Genomic DNA, 18,483 nt, shown 5'->3' with positions numbered 1-18,483 from the left:
TAGAAACTTAAGTATGAGAATTTGTATAGGGCAAACAAATCCGATAAAAGGTGACATTGAAAAAAATATTGATCAGCACAAAAGATTTTTAGACATTGCTGTCCATGAAAATGCTGATATAATGATTTTTCCAGAATTGTCGTTGACTGGTTATGAACCGAAATTAGCAAAGATCTTAGCCACGACACAAGACGACACAAGACTTGATGTATTTCAGGAAATTTCTGACTTGAATAAAATAGTGATTGGAGTTGGATTACCAACTAAAGAAAATGATGATACTTTCATAAGTATGGTGATTTTTCAATCGAACAAAGAACGGCTTATTTATTCAAAGCAATATTTATATCCAACTGAAATAGATGTTTTTACTCCAGGACAGAAGCAAATTTATTTGAATTTTGAAGGTGGAAATGTTGTAGCACCTGCAATTTGTTATGAATTATCAATTTCTGAACACTCAGAAACTGCGCATAAAAATCATGCGAACATTTATATTGCAAGCGTATTGAACTCTATAAATGGTATTGAAGACGATATTAAAAAGTTGTCTGAAATTGCAAAAGAGTTTAAAATGACTGTGTTTATGGCTAATTATATTGGACAATCAGGTGGATATGAATGTGCTGGAAAAACTTCGATATGGAATGAAGAAGGAAAATTAGTTGGACAATTAAATGATAAAAACGAGGGGCTTTTAATTTTCGATACAGAAACGAAAGAAGTGATCGAAAAAGGCATAAAATAAACCATAATTTGATATATCTATCAAATAGATATGGAGTTGCTGTAACTTTTGTCTGACAAAATTGGTTACCACTCTAATACTAAATGATGAGCCAGTTAATTGGCTCATCATTTTTTTTGTCACTTTTTTTTAGTACTTACGTAGAAAATAAATGATAGTGTACACTTAGTTTTTTTTAAAATTTAAAGTTATGTCGAAAACTATTAGATCAGTTCAGCCCCAAAAAGAGAAGAAAAAAAGGTTTCATTCGGAAAAATCAAAAAGAGAGATTCCAAACTATAAATTGAGAGAAGGAATTGTAGAGATGGATGCAAATGAAAAGTACTACTTAAAGGATAATTTATAAAAAAGTGAAAAGCGATCAGAAATGGTCGCTTTTTTTATAAAATAAAAAACCTTCCTAAATAATTAGAAAGGTTTTTGCACGGGTGGAGAGACTCGAACTCCCGACACCTGGTTTTGGAGACCAGTGCTCTACCAACTGAGCTACACCCGTCTGTAATTAGCCTTTTCAAAAATATTTTCCTGAAAAGTCTGCGACAAAAGTAGGATATTTTTTTTGATGTGCAAGTCCTTTTTTTTATCTGGATTTATTTTTTTACAGATGAAACTTTCCTTTGGTTTTGCAGGGGTTTCAGAATGAGATGATTGCTGTTGAAGGAGTAATTTTATTTGTTGGAAAATAATTTAATAATATTCATGAAAATGTAGTAAATTAATAGGTGAAGTAAAAAACATCAAAAATAATGAGCCATGATAAAAACGAAAAAGGAATATTCCAATGGAGTGGTTACAGTAGTGTACGAATCTGATTTATGTATTCATTCCGGTGTTTGTTCTAAAGGATTGCCAGATGTTTTTCAGCCGGGAACAAGACCTTGGGTAAAAGCAAAAGGAGCTGGTACTGAAGAGATCATTAAACAGGTGCAAAAATGTCCGTCCAGAGCACTGTCTTTTTATATGAATAGTCCCGATCGTGAAGACGGCGAAAAAGGTTCGGTTAAAGCAATTGAAGCCGGGCACAAAGTAGAAGTACTTAAAGATGGTCCTATTATGATGGAAGGACCAATAACTCTTGTTGGTTCAGATGGACAGAGAAAAGTAATGGCAGATGCTTGCTATTTTTGCCGTTGCGGTTCTTCTAAAAGTAAACCATTTTGTGATGGTTCCCATAAGGACATCGGGTTTAAAGAATAAAAAAAGAAAAGAGCACCAAAAGTGCTCTTTAAATTTATTGTTCAATGTTAACAGTGATGGAGTTGCGTGTGATGGCATAAACTGCAAAAAAGCCAACTGCATCATTCGAAATATTGCTTCTTATATTGGCGGGCGGACCTGAAAACATGGGTGTTTGTGTTTGATCCATAGTTTGAAATTCGTTAACAAAGTCAAAATAGTCTTCAGTCATAGCATAAGTTTCTAAAGTAATTTTGTCATTATCATAAATTATTTCGTCGGGTTTTTCCTGATCGAAAAATCCAACGTCAACACCTTTTGAATCTCCTCCATTAAAGAAAGTGTCTTCGGCTATCACAACTTCGGTTATGGTATCGTGTACCAATTTATTATTAATTTGGCAGGCAAAACCATAATAATTTTCTGTTTCGATATCATCTTGTAAATACAAGGAAAGAAGCCAATATGCTTTTCTATCACCATCGTCATTCATGTATCTTTTGTCGTAATTCATCTTAATTGAATCAATATCATATGGGAATGGCATCACGGATTGAGCTTGGTATATTTCCTTTTCACCATTCTGATCGATATCAACATCAGAGATTGATAAAGAGTATGTTGTGCCTGGCATTCCCGAAAATTTGGTAACGCTTTCGTAATATCCCTGGCTTGTTTCTTCATAAAGATAATCGGATGTGCCATCGCTGACTTTTATATTCGCTTTAGTAACAGGGATTGCTTCTTTGTTAAAGAATACGTCGCTCGATTCACTTAATTTTACGAAATGCTTTTTGAAATCATTTGTAATTTTGGCTTCAACACATAAGCGGGTAGAAGAGCTGTCTAATTCTACATCCATCTTCTCGGTGCAAGAGCTTAGTATTAATATAGATGTGATAAGATATATTATTCGTTTCATTATTTTAAAATTTAAAATTATAGGTCACTGAAGGAACAAAAGTGAACAGATACGTTTTTTCTGCATAAATCTTTTTAGGATCATTTTCATCCTGAACGAAATTTACGACCCAAGGATTTTTTCTTCCGTAGGCATTGTATAAGGAAAAGTTCCATTCTCCTTCCCATTTCCTATTTGGTTTTTTCTTATTCTTAACGGTTAAAGCCAAATCCATTCGATGATAATCCGGCAAACGGTAGGAATTTCTATCCGAATATATTTTTATAAATGCACCTTGATATTCTGCCCGTCCAGTTGGGAAGGTTATTGGTTTCCCTGTTGAATAGGTAAAATTAGCAGAGATGCTTGTTCTTTTCGTTAATTGATAACTTAGGGCAGCCTTAACATCATGAGGTACGTCGTAAGGTGAGCGATAGGTGTTGCCCTTATTAATACCTGTAACAGTTCGTTTGGTGCTTGCATAGGTATACCCAAACCATCCTTCCAGACGATTTAAATTAAGCTGTGCCATAAATTCTATACCGTAAGCTTCAGAGGAACCAAATCGTAATTCGCCTTCCAGTTCTTTGTTTAAAAGCAGATTGGCAAAATCTTTAAAATCAACAGTGTTTTTCATTTTTTTATAGTACAGCTCCACTGATGTTTCTATTGCATTGTCTTTGAAGTTTCGGAAATAACCTATGGCATATTGATCTGATTTTTGTGGTTTAACATTAGGCGAAGAGGGAAACCAAACATCCAAAGGCATTCCCCCTGAAGAATTCTGAGCAAGCTGCATGTATTGTGAGGTTCTGGAATAGCTCATTTTAACAGAAGAAACCTCATTTAAGGAATATTTTGCTCCAAGTCGTGGTTCCCAGTTGGTATATGTGTTATATATATTTCCTGATTTGTAAATTGTAGAATCAGTAACTTCATAATTGTTATTAAAATCATAAACGGTACCTTTTCCAATATTGTTAAACATCGAAAAACGTATTCCATATTTTAATGTTAATCGTTCTCCTATTTTTTGTTCGTTGGAAACAAACAGGGCTTCTTCCAATGCATTCGAATTATTAACCTTGTATTCTGATATAAAGGATTCCTCACCAATTCCGCGTGCATAACCAGGTTCAAATTTATGGTAGGTGAATATTCCTCCGAATTTGATTGTGTTATTTGAGTTTAAAAAATAATTGAAATCTTGCTTTACGGACAAATCTTCAAGTTTAGAATCCCACATAAAGGCATTAGCTCCACTGCTATTAGATAATTCATAATTGTATTTGCTCCAAAGCAGAGACGTATTTGAGAAAAGTTTGTTTGAAAATAAATGATTCCATCTAAGAGTTAAGGTTTGATTTCCAAACGAAAGTTGGTTGTCGTTGTTTTTAAACTTGTCTTTCCCAAAATAGGTCGAAATAAATATTCGATTCTTACCATTAATCCGATGATTAATTTTAGCGTTTAAATCGTAAAAATACACGATGTTGTCTTTTACATCTTCATTTGAAGAAAGACGAAGAAATAGATCCAAATAACTTCTTCGGCCACTTAAAATGAATGAGGTTTTATCATTTTTTCCAATTGGTCCTTCCAAAGTTAAGCGTGATGAAATGGTTCCTATTCCACCGCTTCCAGAGAATTTTTTAGAATTTCCATTTTTCATTCTGATATCTAAAAAAGAGGATAACCGGCCTCCTATGCTTGCAGGAATATCTCCCTTGTAGAGTTTTAAATCGCTGATGGCGTCGTTATTAAAAATGGAAAAGAAACCTAAAAGATGAGAAGCATTGTAAACGGGAGCTTCATCCAAAAGAATTAAATTTTGATCTGGATTTCCTCCACGAACGCTAAATCCGGTTCCTCCTTCGGCAGCAGGTTTTACTCCGGGAAGCATTTGAATGGCCTTGATTAAATCAACTTCACCCATTAGTGCAGGAAGTTTTTTTACCGTTGAAACAGGAAGTTTTACAACACTCATTTCATTTCGCTTGATGTTTTTGGCAGCACCTTCTCCGGTTACCACAACTTCATTTATTTGCTGACTTTCATTGTCTAATTCAACAGTTAAAACTTTATCTTCTTCAATTTCAATAATCGATTCGTTTGTTTTGTTGCCTAAAAAGGAATAGCTAACAGTGTATTTCCCGGAAGGTATACTGAGCGAATAAAATCCGTACACATTGCTAACTGTTCCCCTTGCCAATTCTTTAATGTAACATGCCGCTCCAATTAAGTCTTCACCCGTATTCTTATCACGAATATACCCACTAATGGTTACTGTTTTTTTTTGTATGATTTTAAATGATATCTGTTTCTCAATTATCCTGTATTTAAGTTGCAGTTGAAGAGATATTTTGTCTAACAGAAGATCCAGTGCATATTCCTTTTTACCCAGATTAATTGTTTTTTGACTGAGATCACTATCTGTTGGATACGTGTAATTGTATCCGGATTGAGTCTTTATCAGGTTCATTAATTCATTAAATGTATAGGAATTCTTTTCTGTTTTTATAATATTATTGATTCTATTTTGTGACAATAGATTTGTACTCCCCAGCAACATTATTATGCAGCTAAGAGTAAGAATGATGTGCTTCATTTATTAATTTATTTTAGTAGGATTATATTTTCTTTTTGTTCGGATTCGAGGTTAAGAGTGAAGCAAAGAGATTTTATTATGCTTTCCAGATTTTCATCCTCAAATACCGCAGAAAGCGAAAGTTGAGATTTTGCTACATTTTGGGTCTGAATTGTAGTATGAAAGAGTTCGCTTAAATCTTTGCAAATAACTTCTAACCTCTCGTTATTATATTTTAATAGCTTTACAGTAAAATCAATTTCACTAGATTCAGAATCCCTTTTTAGAACCACTTTTTGATTGTTTACAAATTGTGCACAATCACCTTTCAGTAATCTGGTTTTATTTTTCGGATTTCCTTTTTCCATAAACTCCACAATTCCAGTCCGAACTGTTATCGTTGTTCTGTCAATTTCTTCTTTTATTCTAAAAGATGTTCCAACGACCATTGTTCGGGTTTGCCCAGATAAAATAACAAAAGGTTTTTCTTTATTTTTGGCAACATTAAAAAAAGCTTCTCCCTTTAAGGTAACCAGTCTTTCTCTCTTCGAAAAATGATCTGGATATTCAATTCTGGATCCTTCTGCAAGAATAATGGATGTACCATCAGGAAGTACCAGAGTTTTTTCAGTTTGTTCCATGTTCGAAACAATTAAGTTTGAATTTTCAGGAGCAATAAAAAGATATCCGAACAAGCTGGTTGAAATAAAAGCAACTATAAGGGCCGCATACCGAAGTGTTCTTTTTAGATATTGTGATTTTATTTTTGATTTTTTAGCTAATAAATTTTGAAATCCTGCTTCTGAATCGAATTCGATTTTTGCAGTTATGGATTTTTTCGCATCCCAATATATCTTTAGTTCATTAAGATACTTCTGATTATCAGGATCTTTATCGAGCCATATTTCTAGCTTTTGCTTTGTTTTCTCGTCACATTTTTCATTTAAATAATCGGTTAATATTTCGGTGTTTACCTTCATGGCGCATGATATTATTGGCATTCGAAACAAAAAAATTGCAATTTTAGTTGTCAGAGTTTCTACAAAATGTGAGGTGTTTTGTTTAAACTCTATTGGTAAGACAATGATTATGCATTTTACCCCTAGTTGAAAAGTGATTTTTTTTTATTTTTTTTCGAGAAAGAAAAAATAGATTAGAAAATCGGACTTGCTTAATTGAGTTCTCAACTTTTTAATTGCTGAATTCATATGATTTTCAATGGTCTTTTTCGAGATATTCAATTCAATTGATATTTCATTATAAGACATTTGAAAATTACGACGAAGCAAGAAAATTTCCTTGCATTTTGGAGGTAGTGAATTGATCGCTTTTTCAATCTTTTTGTTTAAAGCTGTCAGGTCTTTTTCGCGGTTTAATTCATAAGGGGAGTCAATAGGATCTTCAATTTCTTCAATTGGAATAATCGACTGCTTATAACTTTTTCTCATATGGTCAAAGCAGGAATTTTTAACAGCTTGATATAGGTAAGATGATATGGAAGTGTTAATATCAGGAGATTTATCCCATATTTTCAGGAAAACATCTTGTACCAGATCTTCACATAAATCATGGTCAGGAAGGAAGGAGTATGCAAAATTGCACAATGGAGAATATAACTCTTTGAATGTTTTTTCAAAATCAAGATTTGTTTTTGTTTTAGAAAGCGCAAGCATAATATCTCCGTTTTAAAAGTCAAAAATAGAAAAATAATCTTGTATTAATGGCTTTTATTGTTTCGTTGACAAATAATTGAAGATGGAATAAGAGTAGGGAAGGGAAAAAGAAAACCCCCTGCGAATGCAGAGGGTTGATATTTTATTTGCTGGCTTTTACTTCTTTGTATTTTAATATTTGAGTTCGTAAAGCTTCTGAAACTAGGTCGGCAGCTTCTTCAAAAGAGGTGCTTTTCTTTTTTGCAAAAAGCTCACTTCCCGGAACTTTAATTTTCACTTCAACTACTTTATTGTCTTTTGTACTTGATTTGTCAACATTAAGTATTATATCGTAACCAGTAATTGTACTTTCCAACTTTTCAAGTTTCTTAAATTTTTGGTTAATAAAAGCTTCTAATTTGCTATCTGCCTTAAAACCTACGGATTGCATTTTCATGTTCATCACAATTCCTCCTATATTTTAATATGCAACTTATTGCACAAGTTAATATTCTGTTAAATATAAACCGGTTCTTGTTATTCGCGCGCTAATGACTTTTAAAGCCATAAATGATTAATCTTTCTAGATTGAAAATACGCAAAAAAACTAAGGAAAAGAAATGAAAAAGATGAATTTAAATGTCTTTAACAATTTTAATTTCACAAGAGCTTAAGGATAAGGTGTATAATTTTTATTGAAAATTTAACTTTTAAAATTCTATTGTTTCAATTTACCAAAAGGGGTTGGTTTTTTACAGAAAAAGGCGAAAAACAATACTGTTTTCCGCCCTTTTCAAATCAACTAATATTAACTAATCTATAAGCGTAAAATTAACTTGCTTAACTTCCTGTGAATTACCTCCAACATAAATGTGATATTCTCCCGATTCTATCAGGAATTCTCCTTCCGGGGAATAATATCCCAGGTCTTCAGGTTTTAATTTGAATGATACCTGTATGTTTTCGTCTGGTTTTAGCTTGATTTTTTTGAATTGTTTTAGTTCCTTAACCGGACGGGCATAGGTTGCTTTAGGATCCTGAATGTATAGCTGAACAACTTCTTCACCTTCATATTTTCCTGTATTGGCAAGTGAGATTTTAATCTCAATGGTTTCATCCTTTTTTATAGCACTGGAATTGATTGTTGCTTCCCCATAGGCAAAAGATGTGTAGCTTAAACCATATCCGAATGGATATAATGGTGTATTTGGTGCATCGGTATAGTGTGACCAAAATACATTGTTCGTAGAAGTGGGTCTGCCTGTGTTCATGTGATTGTAGTAAATCGGACATTGACCTGCATTTCTTGGGAAAGACATGGTTAATTTACCTGATGGATTGTAATCTCCAAAAAGAACATCTGCAATTGCATTTCCTGCTTCGGAACCACCAAACCATGTTTCCAGAACAGCAGCTGCATTTTCAGCTATTTCGGGAATGGCAAGAGGCCGGCCATTCATTAATACGACAACAATGTTCTTGTTTACTTTTTTTACTGCATTAAATAAGTCCTGTTGCTGTCCTTTTAAACGAATGTCTGTTTGACTTCTGCCTTCGCCGGATTGCCAGCAATCTTCTCCAAGAGCCATAATTACGACTTCTGAATTCTGTGCCGCTTTTATTGCATCCTGAAATCCTGATTTGTCATTTTGTTCATAAGAGAGCTCCTGAAGAAAACTTCTGTCTCCAATCGTCAGATTACAGCCTTTACTGTAGTTTATTTTCGTTTTTGCAGATACGGCTGACTGAATTCCTTCCAGTAAGGATACAGCCGAGTTTTTAATAGCTTTTGCTCTCCAACTTCCCAGAGGGATATCCTTACTGTCGGCCAAAGGGCCAATAAGGGCAATCGACTTTATTTGTTTAGATAAAGGAAGTAACTGAGCCTTATTTTTAAGAAGTACCATTGAGTGACGGGCTACGTTTCGGGCAGCAGTCCTATTTTCTTTGCTGTAGATTTCTTTTTTCTCACGTTCAATATTAGAGTATTGATATGGATCATTGAACAAGCCTAGTTTGTACTTAATTTTTAAAATGCGTTTAACTGCATCATCAATCAACTTTTCATCTACTTTGCCTTCATCTACCAATTCTTTAAGATATTTGCTGTAGGCATTGGATTCCATATCCATATCCGAACCTGCTTTAATTGCAAGCAGGCCAGCCTCTTTTAGATTTTCGGCAGCTCCGTGATTCGAGATTTCCTCAATGCTTCCCCAGTCAGAAACAACAAATCCTTTAAAATTCCATTTGTTTTTTAGTAAGTTGCGTTGCAGATATGGGTTTGCTGTAGAGGGCGTACCATTTATAATATTGAATGAATTCATGAAAGTAGAAACATCGGCTTCAGCTACCGCTTTAAAGGGTGGTAAAACAATATTGTGAAGTGTATAGGATCCAATATCAACAGTATTGTAGTCTCTTCCGGATTCGGAGAATCCATAGCCGGCAAAGTGTTTTGCACAAGCAGCAATGGTATTGTTTGCCGATAAATCAGTTCCTTGAAATCCTTTAATACGAGCTACAGACAAAACACTTGCTAAATAAGGATCTTCTCCGCAGCCTTCCATTACTCTTCCCCAACGTGCATCTCTACCCACATCCATCATGGGGGCAAAAGTCCATTGTAAACCGGCAGCAGAAGCTTCTTTCGCAGCAACTTGTGCTGATAGTTTAACGATTTCAGGATCCCAGGAAGAGGCTTCAGCTAAAGGAATTGGGAACATGGTTTGATAACCGTGAATTACATCGTAACCAAAAATCATAGGAATGCCTAAGCGGCTGTTTTCAACGGCTAATTTTTGGGCATTAAGAGTAGCTTCTGCTCCAGTAACATTTAGCATGGATCCAACTTCACCATTCTTTATTTGTTCCAGTTGATCCTGAGAGTCATTATTTTTTGGAGCAGGTCCTGTCATTTCCCACCGGCTTGTGTGTTGGTTTAATTGTCCTATTTTCTCAGAAAGAGTCATTTTACCGAGAAGTTCAGACACAAATTCATCTTCTTTAGATACGGGGCTTTTCTCTTGATTACAGGATAAAAGCACAAGTAATGAGATGATGACCAGATTTACTTTTTTAATCATTATTGTAGTATTTTATATGGAATTTTATTTGATTAAAATATAATGGTTTGTATGGCTCTTGCCGGAATTTCAATTGATGTTGCAATATTGGCTCCAATGTATAATTTGTAACTCATAGTTTTTTCTGAACTGTTCATCACAATTGTTGCCATTTTACCATTTTCATTTATAAATGAAGTGCTTTGAAGAAAGCTGGAACTTGTAACAGTACTTACTCTTTTTGCTCCCGGGCGGATATATTTTGAGAAATGTCCCAAATAGTAATACGATGGGGTGTAAATTAAGCTGTCTGTTCTAGTATCTGCATGAATAGGGGAGAAACATAAATTTCCAACATGATTTGGGCCTCCGGTTTCATCCAATAGAATGTTCCAGTCAGTCCAACCAACGGTTCCACGATTAAAGTCATTAATTATTGAACGACCATATCGTTCTGCATTTGGCCAATACTGATATTTTGAAGAATCGAATGCTTCGTTACAACCTTCGGTAAAAAGTAGTTTTTTATCTGGATAGGCTTCTTGTATTTTCTGTACGTTGTCGAACATTGGTTCGCCGCCTCTCCAGGTTTCATACCAATGAAAACCGATTCCCCAAGCATATTTTGCAGCTTCAGGATCATCGAAAATGGTATTTGCCCTGTGTGTGATTAAATCTCTGTTGTGATCCCAAACTACAATATTTTTATCACCAAGTCCTTCTTGTTCTAATATTGGACCTAAATGGTTTTTCAGGAAATCTCTTTCTTCTTCTGCAGTGTAAATGCAAGATTCCCAGCGTTGAACCGCCATGGGTTCGTTCTGGATTGTTATTCCCCAAACAGGAATGCCTTCCTTTTCGTATGCATTAATGAATTTGGCGTAGTATCTGGCCCAGGTATCGTAATATTCAGGAAGCAATTTACCTCCCTGAAGCATGTTGTTATTGTCTTTCATGAATGCTGGCGGGCTCCATGGACTTGCATAAAATAGAATAAAACCTCCGGCTTTTGCAATTGCTTGTTTAATCATTGGCAAACGATATTGTCTGTCGTGATCAATTGAGAAGGTTTCTAAATTTTTGTCTCCTTCTTCGATATATGTGAAGCTGCCACTACTAAAATCGCAGCTGTGAATAGACGTACGAATTAAGGAATAAGCATTTCCTTCTTTGCCATAGTAGGCTGTAATCAGTTCTTTTTGTTTTTCTTCTGAAAGTTTTGCAAATACTTCGGCAGATGCATCGGTAATGGCTCCACCTATTCCGATAAATGTTTGAAATGTATTGTTTGGATTAACAAAAACGGAATTCTCAGTTTCCTGAGCTTGTTTGGTTTTAATAAATTCTACTTCTCCTGTTTTGGTTAATCTAAGATCTGTATCCTTGGCAGTAGTAATTACAGTTGCCGTTTTTCCTTCAGCAATAAATCCTTTAGTAAAATTGGTTTTCTCGTTCTTATTTGGTTGTGAGCATGCTGTTAAGGCAATTGCTATAATGGGGATAAATCTTTTCATAGTCTTTTTTCTATGTTCTAATGAATTAGTAAAAGACTACCCTAAAAATAAGGGTAGTCTTCTCTATGATTCAAATTTGATATAATAATATATTAATATCCAGGGTTTTGATCTGCCTGACTTAGTTCATTATTAAGATCTATTTCGATTTGTGGGATTGGAAGTAATTCGTTTTTTCCAGCTGTAAATTTTGGACCTAATTCAGAAGTATCCCCCCATCGAACACAGTCGAAAAAACGATGCCCTTCAAAAGCTAATTCAAGTCTTCTTTCGTCTTTAATATTTTGCAAACTAACAGAAGATAAATTAGATAAGCCTGCCCTGACTCTAACTTTATTAATTTCGGTTAAGGCTTTGTCTGCTTGACTGCTTTCAAGGTAGGCTTCAGCAGCCATCAATAAAACATCAGCATAACGGATTACTTTAACTGGGAATTGCCAGTTCGTTTCAAAAGCTGGTTTGCCTGTTTCGAGAGTGTCACATGTATATTTCAAACGAAGATATCCTTCATAATCACCCCAGTTGAAAGTTCCAGGCCCCTCATAGTCCTTGTTGTCGCCTGTATAAATGGCTGCAGCTTCGGGGGAATTAATATATCCACCTGCGGCACTGAAATCTGTTCCTGAAATTACAGAAGCTGGACCTCTAACATCACCATTTGCAGCAGATGCTTCTAATAGTTCTCCAATTTCTCGAGTAGGAACATTCATTCCCCATCCATTAATATACTCTTTTCCAAGTGCTACGTCAAGATTATTGAATGAATGATCTCCTCTAATTCCCATTAGCTGGGTCATATAGTTGGATTCACCTGTACCGTCCCAAGTATCCCAATTGTTACCTGATTCACTAGAATAAAGAATTTCAAACACAACTTCCTTACCAGCTTTAGCAACTCCATCATATATTTCTCCATAATTATCTTCCAAATCGTATTCTTCGCTTGAGATTACGGCAGCAAAATTAGTTGCTGCTTCAGCATATTTTTTCTGGAATAGCTGTGCTTTTCCTAAAAGAGCTTGGGCAGTACCTTTTGAAGCTCTAAATTTGTAAGCAGCGCTATAAGCACTTTTTAGTGGAAGTGAGGCTACAGCAGCAGTAAGATCTAATTCAATTTGTGCATAAATCGCTTCAACTGAACTTTTAGCTACATGATTGTCTGCTTCTGTTTTTGGATTTTCTAATCGTAATGGTATTGAACCAAATAGGGTTACTAATTCGAAATAGTTGTATGCTCTAACAAATTTTGCTTCGGCAATTATAGTTTCTGCACTTGCTAGTTCTGGAGGTACATTATCAATAATGTTATTGGCCATATTAATAGCCTTGTAATACCCCTTCCATACGTTTTGTACAGCAGCATTGTCTGCTCTCTGAGTGTAATCATCAATTTCTTGGAATTTTTGCTGATCGGTAGCGCTACCACCTCCGGCATTGGAATCATCTGATAAAAGAACACGTGTAAGAAAAACACTAGACCAATCTTCTTGGTTGTTGTTATTCACCTGCATGCGATCGTAAAGACCGATTAATGCATCAAATGCTTCTTTTTCGGTAGTTAAATATTCTTCACTTGCCAATTTACCCGTTGGCTCTAGTTCTAAAAAATCAGAACTGCACCCCAAAAAGGTAAAAAGGCTAAACAGAACGATTGCTATTTTATATATTCTATTTTTCATTTTATTTTTTTTTAATAGATTAAAGACCTACAGAAAATCCAAACATTACCTTCTTTATAGAAGGATATACTCCTCTATCAATTCCCTGTGAGTCATTACGATTTGTACCTGCTTCAGGATCTAATCCTGGATACTTCGTAAATGTAAAGAAGTCGTCTAATGATACAAATGCTCTGAATTTTGAAAGGTGAAGTTTATCTAGGTATTTTTGAGAAACATTATAGCCTAATTGAATCTGCTTTATTCTTATATAAGAGGCATCTTTTACCATTAAATCGCTACGGTATAAATTATCGCTACTGTTGTCTGGTTTAGGCATAGAAGCAATATCGCCAGCTTGTGTCCATCTATCGGTAAAGAAATACTTAGGTTTGTTAGAATAAGTACGGTCGTTTCTGAACCAAGCCATATAATTCTCATTTCCAGCTGTCCCTTGCATAAATACAGCAAAATCGAATCCTTTATAGGCTAAATTAAGATTTGCACCAAAGATTAAATCCGGATGTGGACTACCAATGTTAGTCATGTCATCAGAAGTTATTTCTCCATCTTCATTTACATCAACGATGTTTACTGATCCATCAGCAGAATTTATACCATCGGTTTTGTATCCTTTGTAGTACCAGATTGGTTCTCCTTGCTCAAACCATGTTAACTTTGAACTTCTAACTTCAGCTCCAGGAACCGGGGTGTTACGAGTTAAGCTGGTAACCTTATTTTTAACTGTTGCCAAGTTCAAGTTGATGCCGAATTCCAATCCATCAAAATTATCTCTGTAACCTAATTCAAAATCGAATCCTTTATTAGAAACATTACCTCCGTTTATCATTGGATTTGCGTTGTTCCCAACTGAAGGAGCAGTTTCCCCGGCAACAATCAGATCTTTAGTTGTTTTTTCGTAATAGTCAGCGGCGAAAGTCAGTTTACTATTAAAAGCTCTCAATTCTACCCCAATATTTGATTGTTCTGATTTTTCCCATCGAAGATCTGTATTTACAGCTTTTTCTACGCGAGTACCTCCGGTAAATAGTCCTCCTGTAGGATTAGGATATCTTAGACCTGATTGCCAAAACTCACGATCTTCGAAACCAGGGGTGTTTGCAACACTACCATTTTGTCCCCAACTGGTTCTCAGTTTTAAATAGTTGATAGCATCTGATTTCCAAAAACCTTCTTCAGATATCAACCATCCTGCTGAAATGGAAGGGAATGTATCCCATTTATTTCCTTCTGCCAAGTTAGAATGACCATCATATCTTAAAGTAGCTTCTACCATGTATTTCGCTGCGTAGTTATATGATAATCTACCGAAATAAGAGTTTTTAGTATTTTCTTCAAGTTTTCCTCCGGTTCTGTCCTGAGTATCATCTAAGGTATAATCATGATAGGCATAATTAGAGCCTTCTTTAACCATTGGGCCTGATTTTAAATAATAGTTAGGATGAGTATATTGTTCAGCCGCTGTACCTAAAAGGAACGTAAAATCATGATCTCCAAAAGTAGTGTTGTATGAAGCAAAGTTTTCCCACAACCAAGTATAATATCTATCAATATTATCTTCGACATTGGTTGTTTCATTTTTTTGCTCGGTTGAAAAGTTATAAAGAGGAGCCCACCTACTTTGGGTGTTGTAGGATAAGTCTAAGCCAATACGAGAGGTAAAGGTTAAACCTTTTAATGGTTTTATGCTCGCAAAAGCCATTCCCAAAACTTTGTCGACAGTATATTTATTGTTACTCATTTCAATAAATGCGACAGGATTTTGAATTTCACCAGTTACATAGTTTGCTTTTCCATAAGCTTTTCCACTTGGAGAAATCCAACCGGAATTGTTCGAGTCAAAAACAGGAGATAAAGGATCAGCTAAAAGAACATTGTTCATGATTCCTCTATACTCATCATCTTCCGAAATGGTTTTTCTGGTATGATGTGAATAACTCATATTTACACCAACATCCAACCATTCTTTCATTTCACTTTTCAGGTTGATACGAGTTGTAAATCGTTCAAAATTTGCATTACTGCCTCCAATAGCTCCATCTTGATTCAGATAAGATCCTGAAAGCATGTAAGATGTTTTATCTGTTCCACCTGCAAAGCTTAAATAATGCTTTTGAATAGAAGCATTTTCTGAAACTTCATCAATCCAGTCTGTATCAACTCCTGAATCATCGCTAATCGAGTTTCCGGCCTCTGTTTGAAATTGCATGTATTCTTGAGCATTCATCATTTCAGCTTTGGTTGAAATCGACTGAATCCCTGTGGAAAAGTTGTAGTTAATTTCACCCTTTTTTCCTTTACCAGATTTGGTTGTAATAATTAATACACCATTGGCTCCTTCGTTTCCGTAAATTGCTGCCGATGCAGCATCTTTAAGGATTTCAACAGATGCAATATCAGCGGGTTGAATGTTATCAATAGCACCTGTTTTCATCCCATCGACGATGTATAATGGATTTGAGTTTCCATTTGAACCTACACCTCGAATACGTATTTTAACACCTGAACCCGGAGCTCCAGAAGTTGGTAAAATAGATACTCCTGCAGATTTTCCCTGAAGTGCTTGTTGCAATAATCCGGTTGATGTTTTTGCAATATCTTCGCCTTTTACGCTGGAAATTGATCCAGTATTAAGTGTCTTTTTCTGAACACCATAACCAACAACAATAACTTCATCCATGCCTATTGCATCTTCAGACATAAGAACATTGATTGTAGTTTGATTACCAACTAGAATTTCTTGGCTTGTGTAGCCAATAAAACTATAAACGATAACGTTTTCGGAATTGGCAGAAATAAAATAATTTCCATCAATATCGGAAACTGTTCCAACTGTAGTTGCCTTTAAGGAAATATTAACACCAGGTATACCAAAACCGGAGGAGTCAGTTATCTTACCAATAATTTCCTTGTTAGTACTTTGACCAAACATGATGGATACATTGCAAAATACCATCAGTAATAACATGGATGACTTCAAAAGCCATCTACGGTTGTTTAGCTTCCCTGTTTTAAGGCAATGTGTGGGAGCATTAAAAATCTCAGATTTTTTCATAAAATTAATTCATTAGCGTATTATGGTTACAATTTATTTCCCAAAAGGAGAGGACCAACACATCCTAATGGGTTTTTGATATAAACTTTTTTTAATCTTTGTTTTTTATCATATGTGTATTTTTAGACTTTAAAATTTATGTGTAGTTACTGAAAATCAGATTTACATCGTTTTCGATATTCACAAAAGAGAAAATAAGAGTATTGTCTTTTGTGAATAGTTGTTTCACTATTGCTTATCAGAGAATTAGTGTTCTTCTAATTCCCCTTTTTTTTTATAAATTTGCGCCGATTCATTAGCGTATTAATAAAATGAATTATTTGTCGGAAGGAGAGGACCAACTAATCTTTCCGGCATTTTTTTATTCTTCTTTACGACCTTTTCCATAAGCATCGATTCCTGAGGTTAAATAAACAAGCGGAGCATTCCAGTTAATGGCAATTTCATTAGTCGAATAACTACATTGCTCATCAGCATAGGATTTAGCAGGGTAAGTAGATCTGATAACATCAGAACCACAATCGTTGGGAACAATTAAATTGGGGCCGCCAACCAAAAAGCCAGGCACAGGTTCATGAACAGAATCGGCAGCAGAAGGTCGGTGGTGAATATTCATTGGGCTCAAAGAACCAAAACCTGTTACAAAGCAATAAGCAGTTGCATTTCGGCCAAGCAAATAGTCTAAACTCTCTCTTGCTGAGTTCAGGTATTTGGAATTCTTTGTTATTTGGTATGCAAGTAATTTCATCATTCCTTGATTGGCAAATTCTGAATTACTTCCCCATTCGTATTTCTCAACAGCGATTTTATATGGTGAATTGTTTTCAATCTCAATTAGTTGATCGATGTTCTTTAAAAAAACATCTTTCAATTCGGTGTATTCACCCTTCATATCAGAAGTTAGTAAGGAAATTATGCCTAAGGTATTTACATCCTGCCATCCCGGAGTTGTAATATTAATATCATTGTTTTTGTGATGCTTATTATACTTATTGTTGGCTGTTGCCAGATATAATTCGGCAGATGCCCAGTACCATTCATCGCTTAAATTAGTATCGTCATAGGCTCCGGCATTTATATCAGAGGCTTGTTCGTATAAGATATTTGGATTTTTAACTGCCCATTTCCATGCTTTTTCTGATTGAATTAAGCAAGAATCAGCCAAACCAGGCAAGCTCGAACTAAAATCAGCAAAAAGCCGGGAAGCATAAGCCATTGTTGCAGCAAAATCCAATGCTGCAGCCGTACTTTTCTGAACCAAATATCTTTTATTGGCAGCTTCATGCGGCATTACAAAACCTTCAAAATTTTTAGTGGTTAGCTTGTGATAAACGCCACCATCAAAAGTATCCTGCATTGTCATCATCCATCGTAAATTGTACAATGCTTCGTCCAAAATATCAGGAATTTCGTTATTTGATTCCGGAATGTTCACGTTCAGTTCATTGAAGTAAGCTGGGAATGATTTATATGCAAAAAGTAAAGTGTAGGTTGAAATACTGCTGTTAACGATGTATTTGTTGTAATCCCCGGCATCGTACCAGCCTTTTGGTGATGATACAATACTATTTTCGGGATGATTTTTATCTGCAGCAGAAGAGTGATAATATACAATTGTATCGGGGTGACCTTCCGGGCGAGCCCAAATTCCACCATACAAACTGTCAATTTTCATTCCTGATCGATTCAGATAGAAAGACTTAAGCGAAGCTTTTGCAAGTTCCGCGTAAGGTCTTTCTGATATGATGATTTTATTTGAGATGATGCTGTCATTTGCTATAATATAATACTCCCCCTTATCTGTTAATTCCGAAAAATCTATTGATTGGATCGTATCACCTGATAATGAACTATATTGTTTCGAACCAACAGCTTTTTCAAGTATGATTTTACCATTGCTGTTTTTAATTTGAAACAGATCGGCACTTGTTCTGATCATTGCCTTTTTAGGAGCATTGTTCTCATATCCAACTTGATTGGCAAGTATGAGTTGTTCGTTTGCCGGAACAGGTTCATCCATTTTTTGGGTACAAGCAAATGCTGTAAATAATACAGAAAGCAGGCATGCGTATATTTTATAGTTCTTGATCTTCATCACTATGTATT

The 18,483-nt window shown here is 35.2% G+C and carries 13 protein-coding genes and 1 tRNA gene; 3 read left to right on the top strand and 11 right to left on the bottom strand.

Annotated elements, in window-relative coordinates:
• The first annotated feature begins 13 nt into the window (after positions 1–13).
• Positions 14–748 (top strand): carbon-nitrogen hydrolase family protein, encoded by a 735-nt coding sequence (locus tag BZG01_RS07970; RefSeq protein WP_101309300.1) that lies wholly within the window; start codon positions 14–16, stop codon positions 746–748.
• Between the two features lie 190 nt (positions 749–938).
• Entirely contained in the window at positions 939–1,094 is a 156-nt protein-coding gene (locus BZG01_RS21540) for a hypothetical protein (protein ID WP_180327258.1), read from the top strand.
• Positions 1,095–1,171: 77 nt separating this feature from the next.
• Here BZG01_RS21540 and BZG01_RS07965 read toward each other — a convergent pair.
• Positions 1,172–1,244, bottom strand: a tRNA-Trp gene (locus tag BZG01_RS07965).
• Between the two features lie 257 nt (positions 1,245–1,501).
• Here BZG01_RS07965 and BZG01_RS07960 point away from each other — a divergent pair.
• Positions 1,502–1,945, top strand: a complete 444-nt coding sequence (locus BZG01_RS07960) for a (4Fe-4S)-binding protein (protein WP_101309299.1) — start codon at positions 1,502–1,504, stop codon at positions 1,943–1,945.
• 34 nt (positions 1,946–1,979) lie between these two features.
• Here BZG01_RS07960 and BZG01_RS07955 read toward each other — a convergent pair whose 3' ends face one another.
• The 10 genes from BZG01_RS07955 to BZG01_RS07910 all read right to left on the bottom strand — a co-directional run bounded on the left by BZG01_RS07955 (position 1,980) and on the right by BZG01_RS07910 (position 18,472).
• Complete coding sequence (locus tag BZG01_RS07955; RefSeq protein WP_101309298.1) at positions 1,980–2,846, bottom strand: DUF4249 domain-containing protein; 867 nt, start codon at positions 2,844–2,846, stop codon at positions 1,980–1,982.
• 4 nt (positions 2,847–2,850) lie between these two features.
• Positions 2,851–5,433 carry a TonB-dependent receptor gene (locus BZG01_RS07950; protein ID WP_101309297.1) on the bottom strand — a complete coding sequence of 861 codons (2,583 nt, stop codon included), beginning with the start codon at positions 5,431–5,433 and terminating at the stop codon, positions 2,851–2,853.
• 8 nt (positions 5,434–5,441) lie between these two features.
• Positions 5,442–6,392: a FecR family protein gene (locus BZG01_RS07945; RefSeq protein ID WP_180327257.1), complete on the bottom strand. Its 951-nt coding sequence runs from the start codon at positions 6,390–6,392 to the stop codon at positions 5,442–5,444.
• Positions 6,393–6,536: 144 nt separating this feature from the next.
• Positions 6,537–7,085, bottom strand: coding sequence for an RNA polymerase sigma-70 factor (locus BZG01_RS07940; protein WP_101309295.1), 549 nt, complete (start codon positions 7,083–7,085; stop codon positions 6,537–6,539).
• A 142-nt stretch (positions 7,086–7,227) separates the two neighbouring features.
• Positions 7,228–7,527 (bottom strand): ribosome hibernation-promoting factor, HPF/YfiA family, encoded by a 300-nt coding sequence (gene hpf / locus BZG01_RS07935; RefSeq protein WP_101309294.1) that lies wholly within the window; start codon positions 7,525–7,527, stop codon positions 7,228–7,230.
• A 349-nt stretch (positions 7,528–7,876) separates the two neighbouring features.
• Complete coding sequence (gene bglX / locus BZG01_RS07930) at positions 7,877–10,150, bottom strand: beta-glucosidase BglX (RefSeq protein WP_101309293.1); 2,274 nt, start codon at positions 10,148–10,150, stop codon at positions 7,877–7,879.
• A 32-nt stretch (positions 10,151–10,182) separates the two neighbouring features.
• Positions 10,183–11,643: a glycoside hydrolase family 30 protein gene (locus BZG01_RS07925; RefSeq protein ID WP_101309292.1), complete on the bottom strand. Its 1,461-nt coding sequence runs from the start codon at positions 11,641–11,643 to the stop codon at positions 10,183–10,185.
• 92 nt (positions 11,644–11,735) lie between these two features.
• The gene (locus BZG01_RS07920) at positions 11,736–13,322 is read right to left on the bottom strand and encodes a RagB/SusD family nutrient uptake outer membrane protein (RefSeq protein ID WP_101309291.1); all 1,587 of its coding nucleotides are present in this window, start codon (positions 13,320–13,322) and stop codon (positions 11,736–11,738) included.
• Between the two features lie 19 nt (positions 13,323–13,341).
• Positions 13,342–16,377 carry a SusC/RagA family TonB-linked outer membrane protein gene (locus BZG01_RS07915; RefSeq protein ID WP_101309290.1) on the bottom strand — a complete coding sequence of 1,012 codons (3,036 nt, stop codon included), beginning with the start codon at positions 16,375–16,377 and terminating at the stop codon, positions 13,342–13,344.
• 361 nt (positions 16,378–16,738) lie between these two features.
• On the bottom strand, positions 16,739–18,472 hold the full coding sequence (locus BZG01_RS07910) for a glycoside hydrolase family 9 protein (protein WP_101309289.1): 1,734 nt from the start codon (positions 18,470–18,472) through the stop codon (positions 16,739–16,741).
• Positions 18,473–18,483: the final 11 nt, after the last annotated feature.

Origin of the sequence: Labilibaculum manganireducens, assembly GCF_002843385.1 — a bacterium.
GTDB lineage: Bacteria > Bacteroidota > Bacteroidia > Bacteroidales > Marinifilaceae > Labilibaculum > Labilibaculum manganireducens.
The sequence above is the reverse complement of the archived record's forward strand: the minus strand, read 5'-3'. Positions and strand labels throughout refer to the sequence as shown.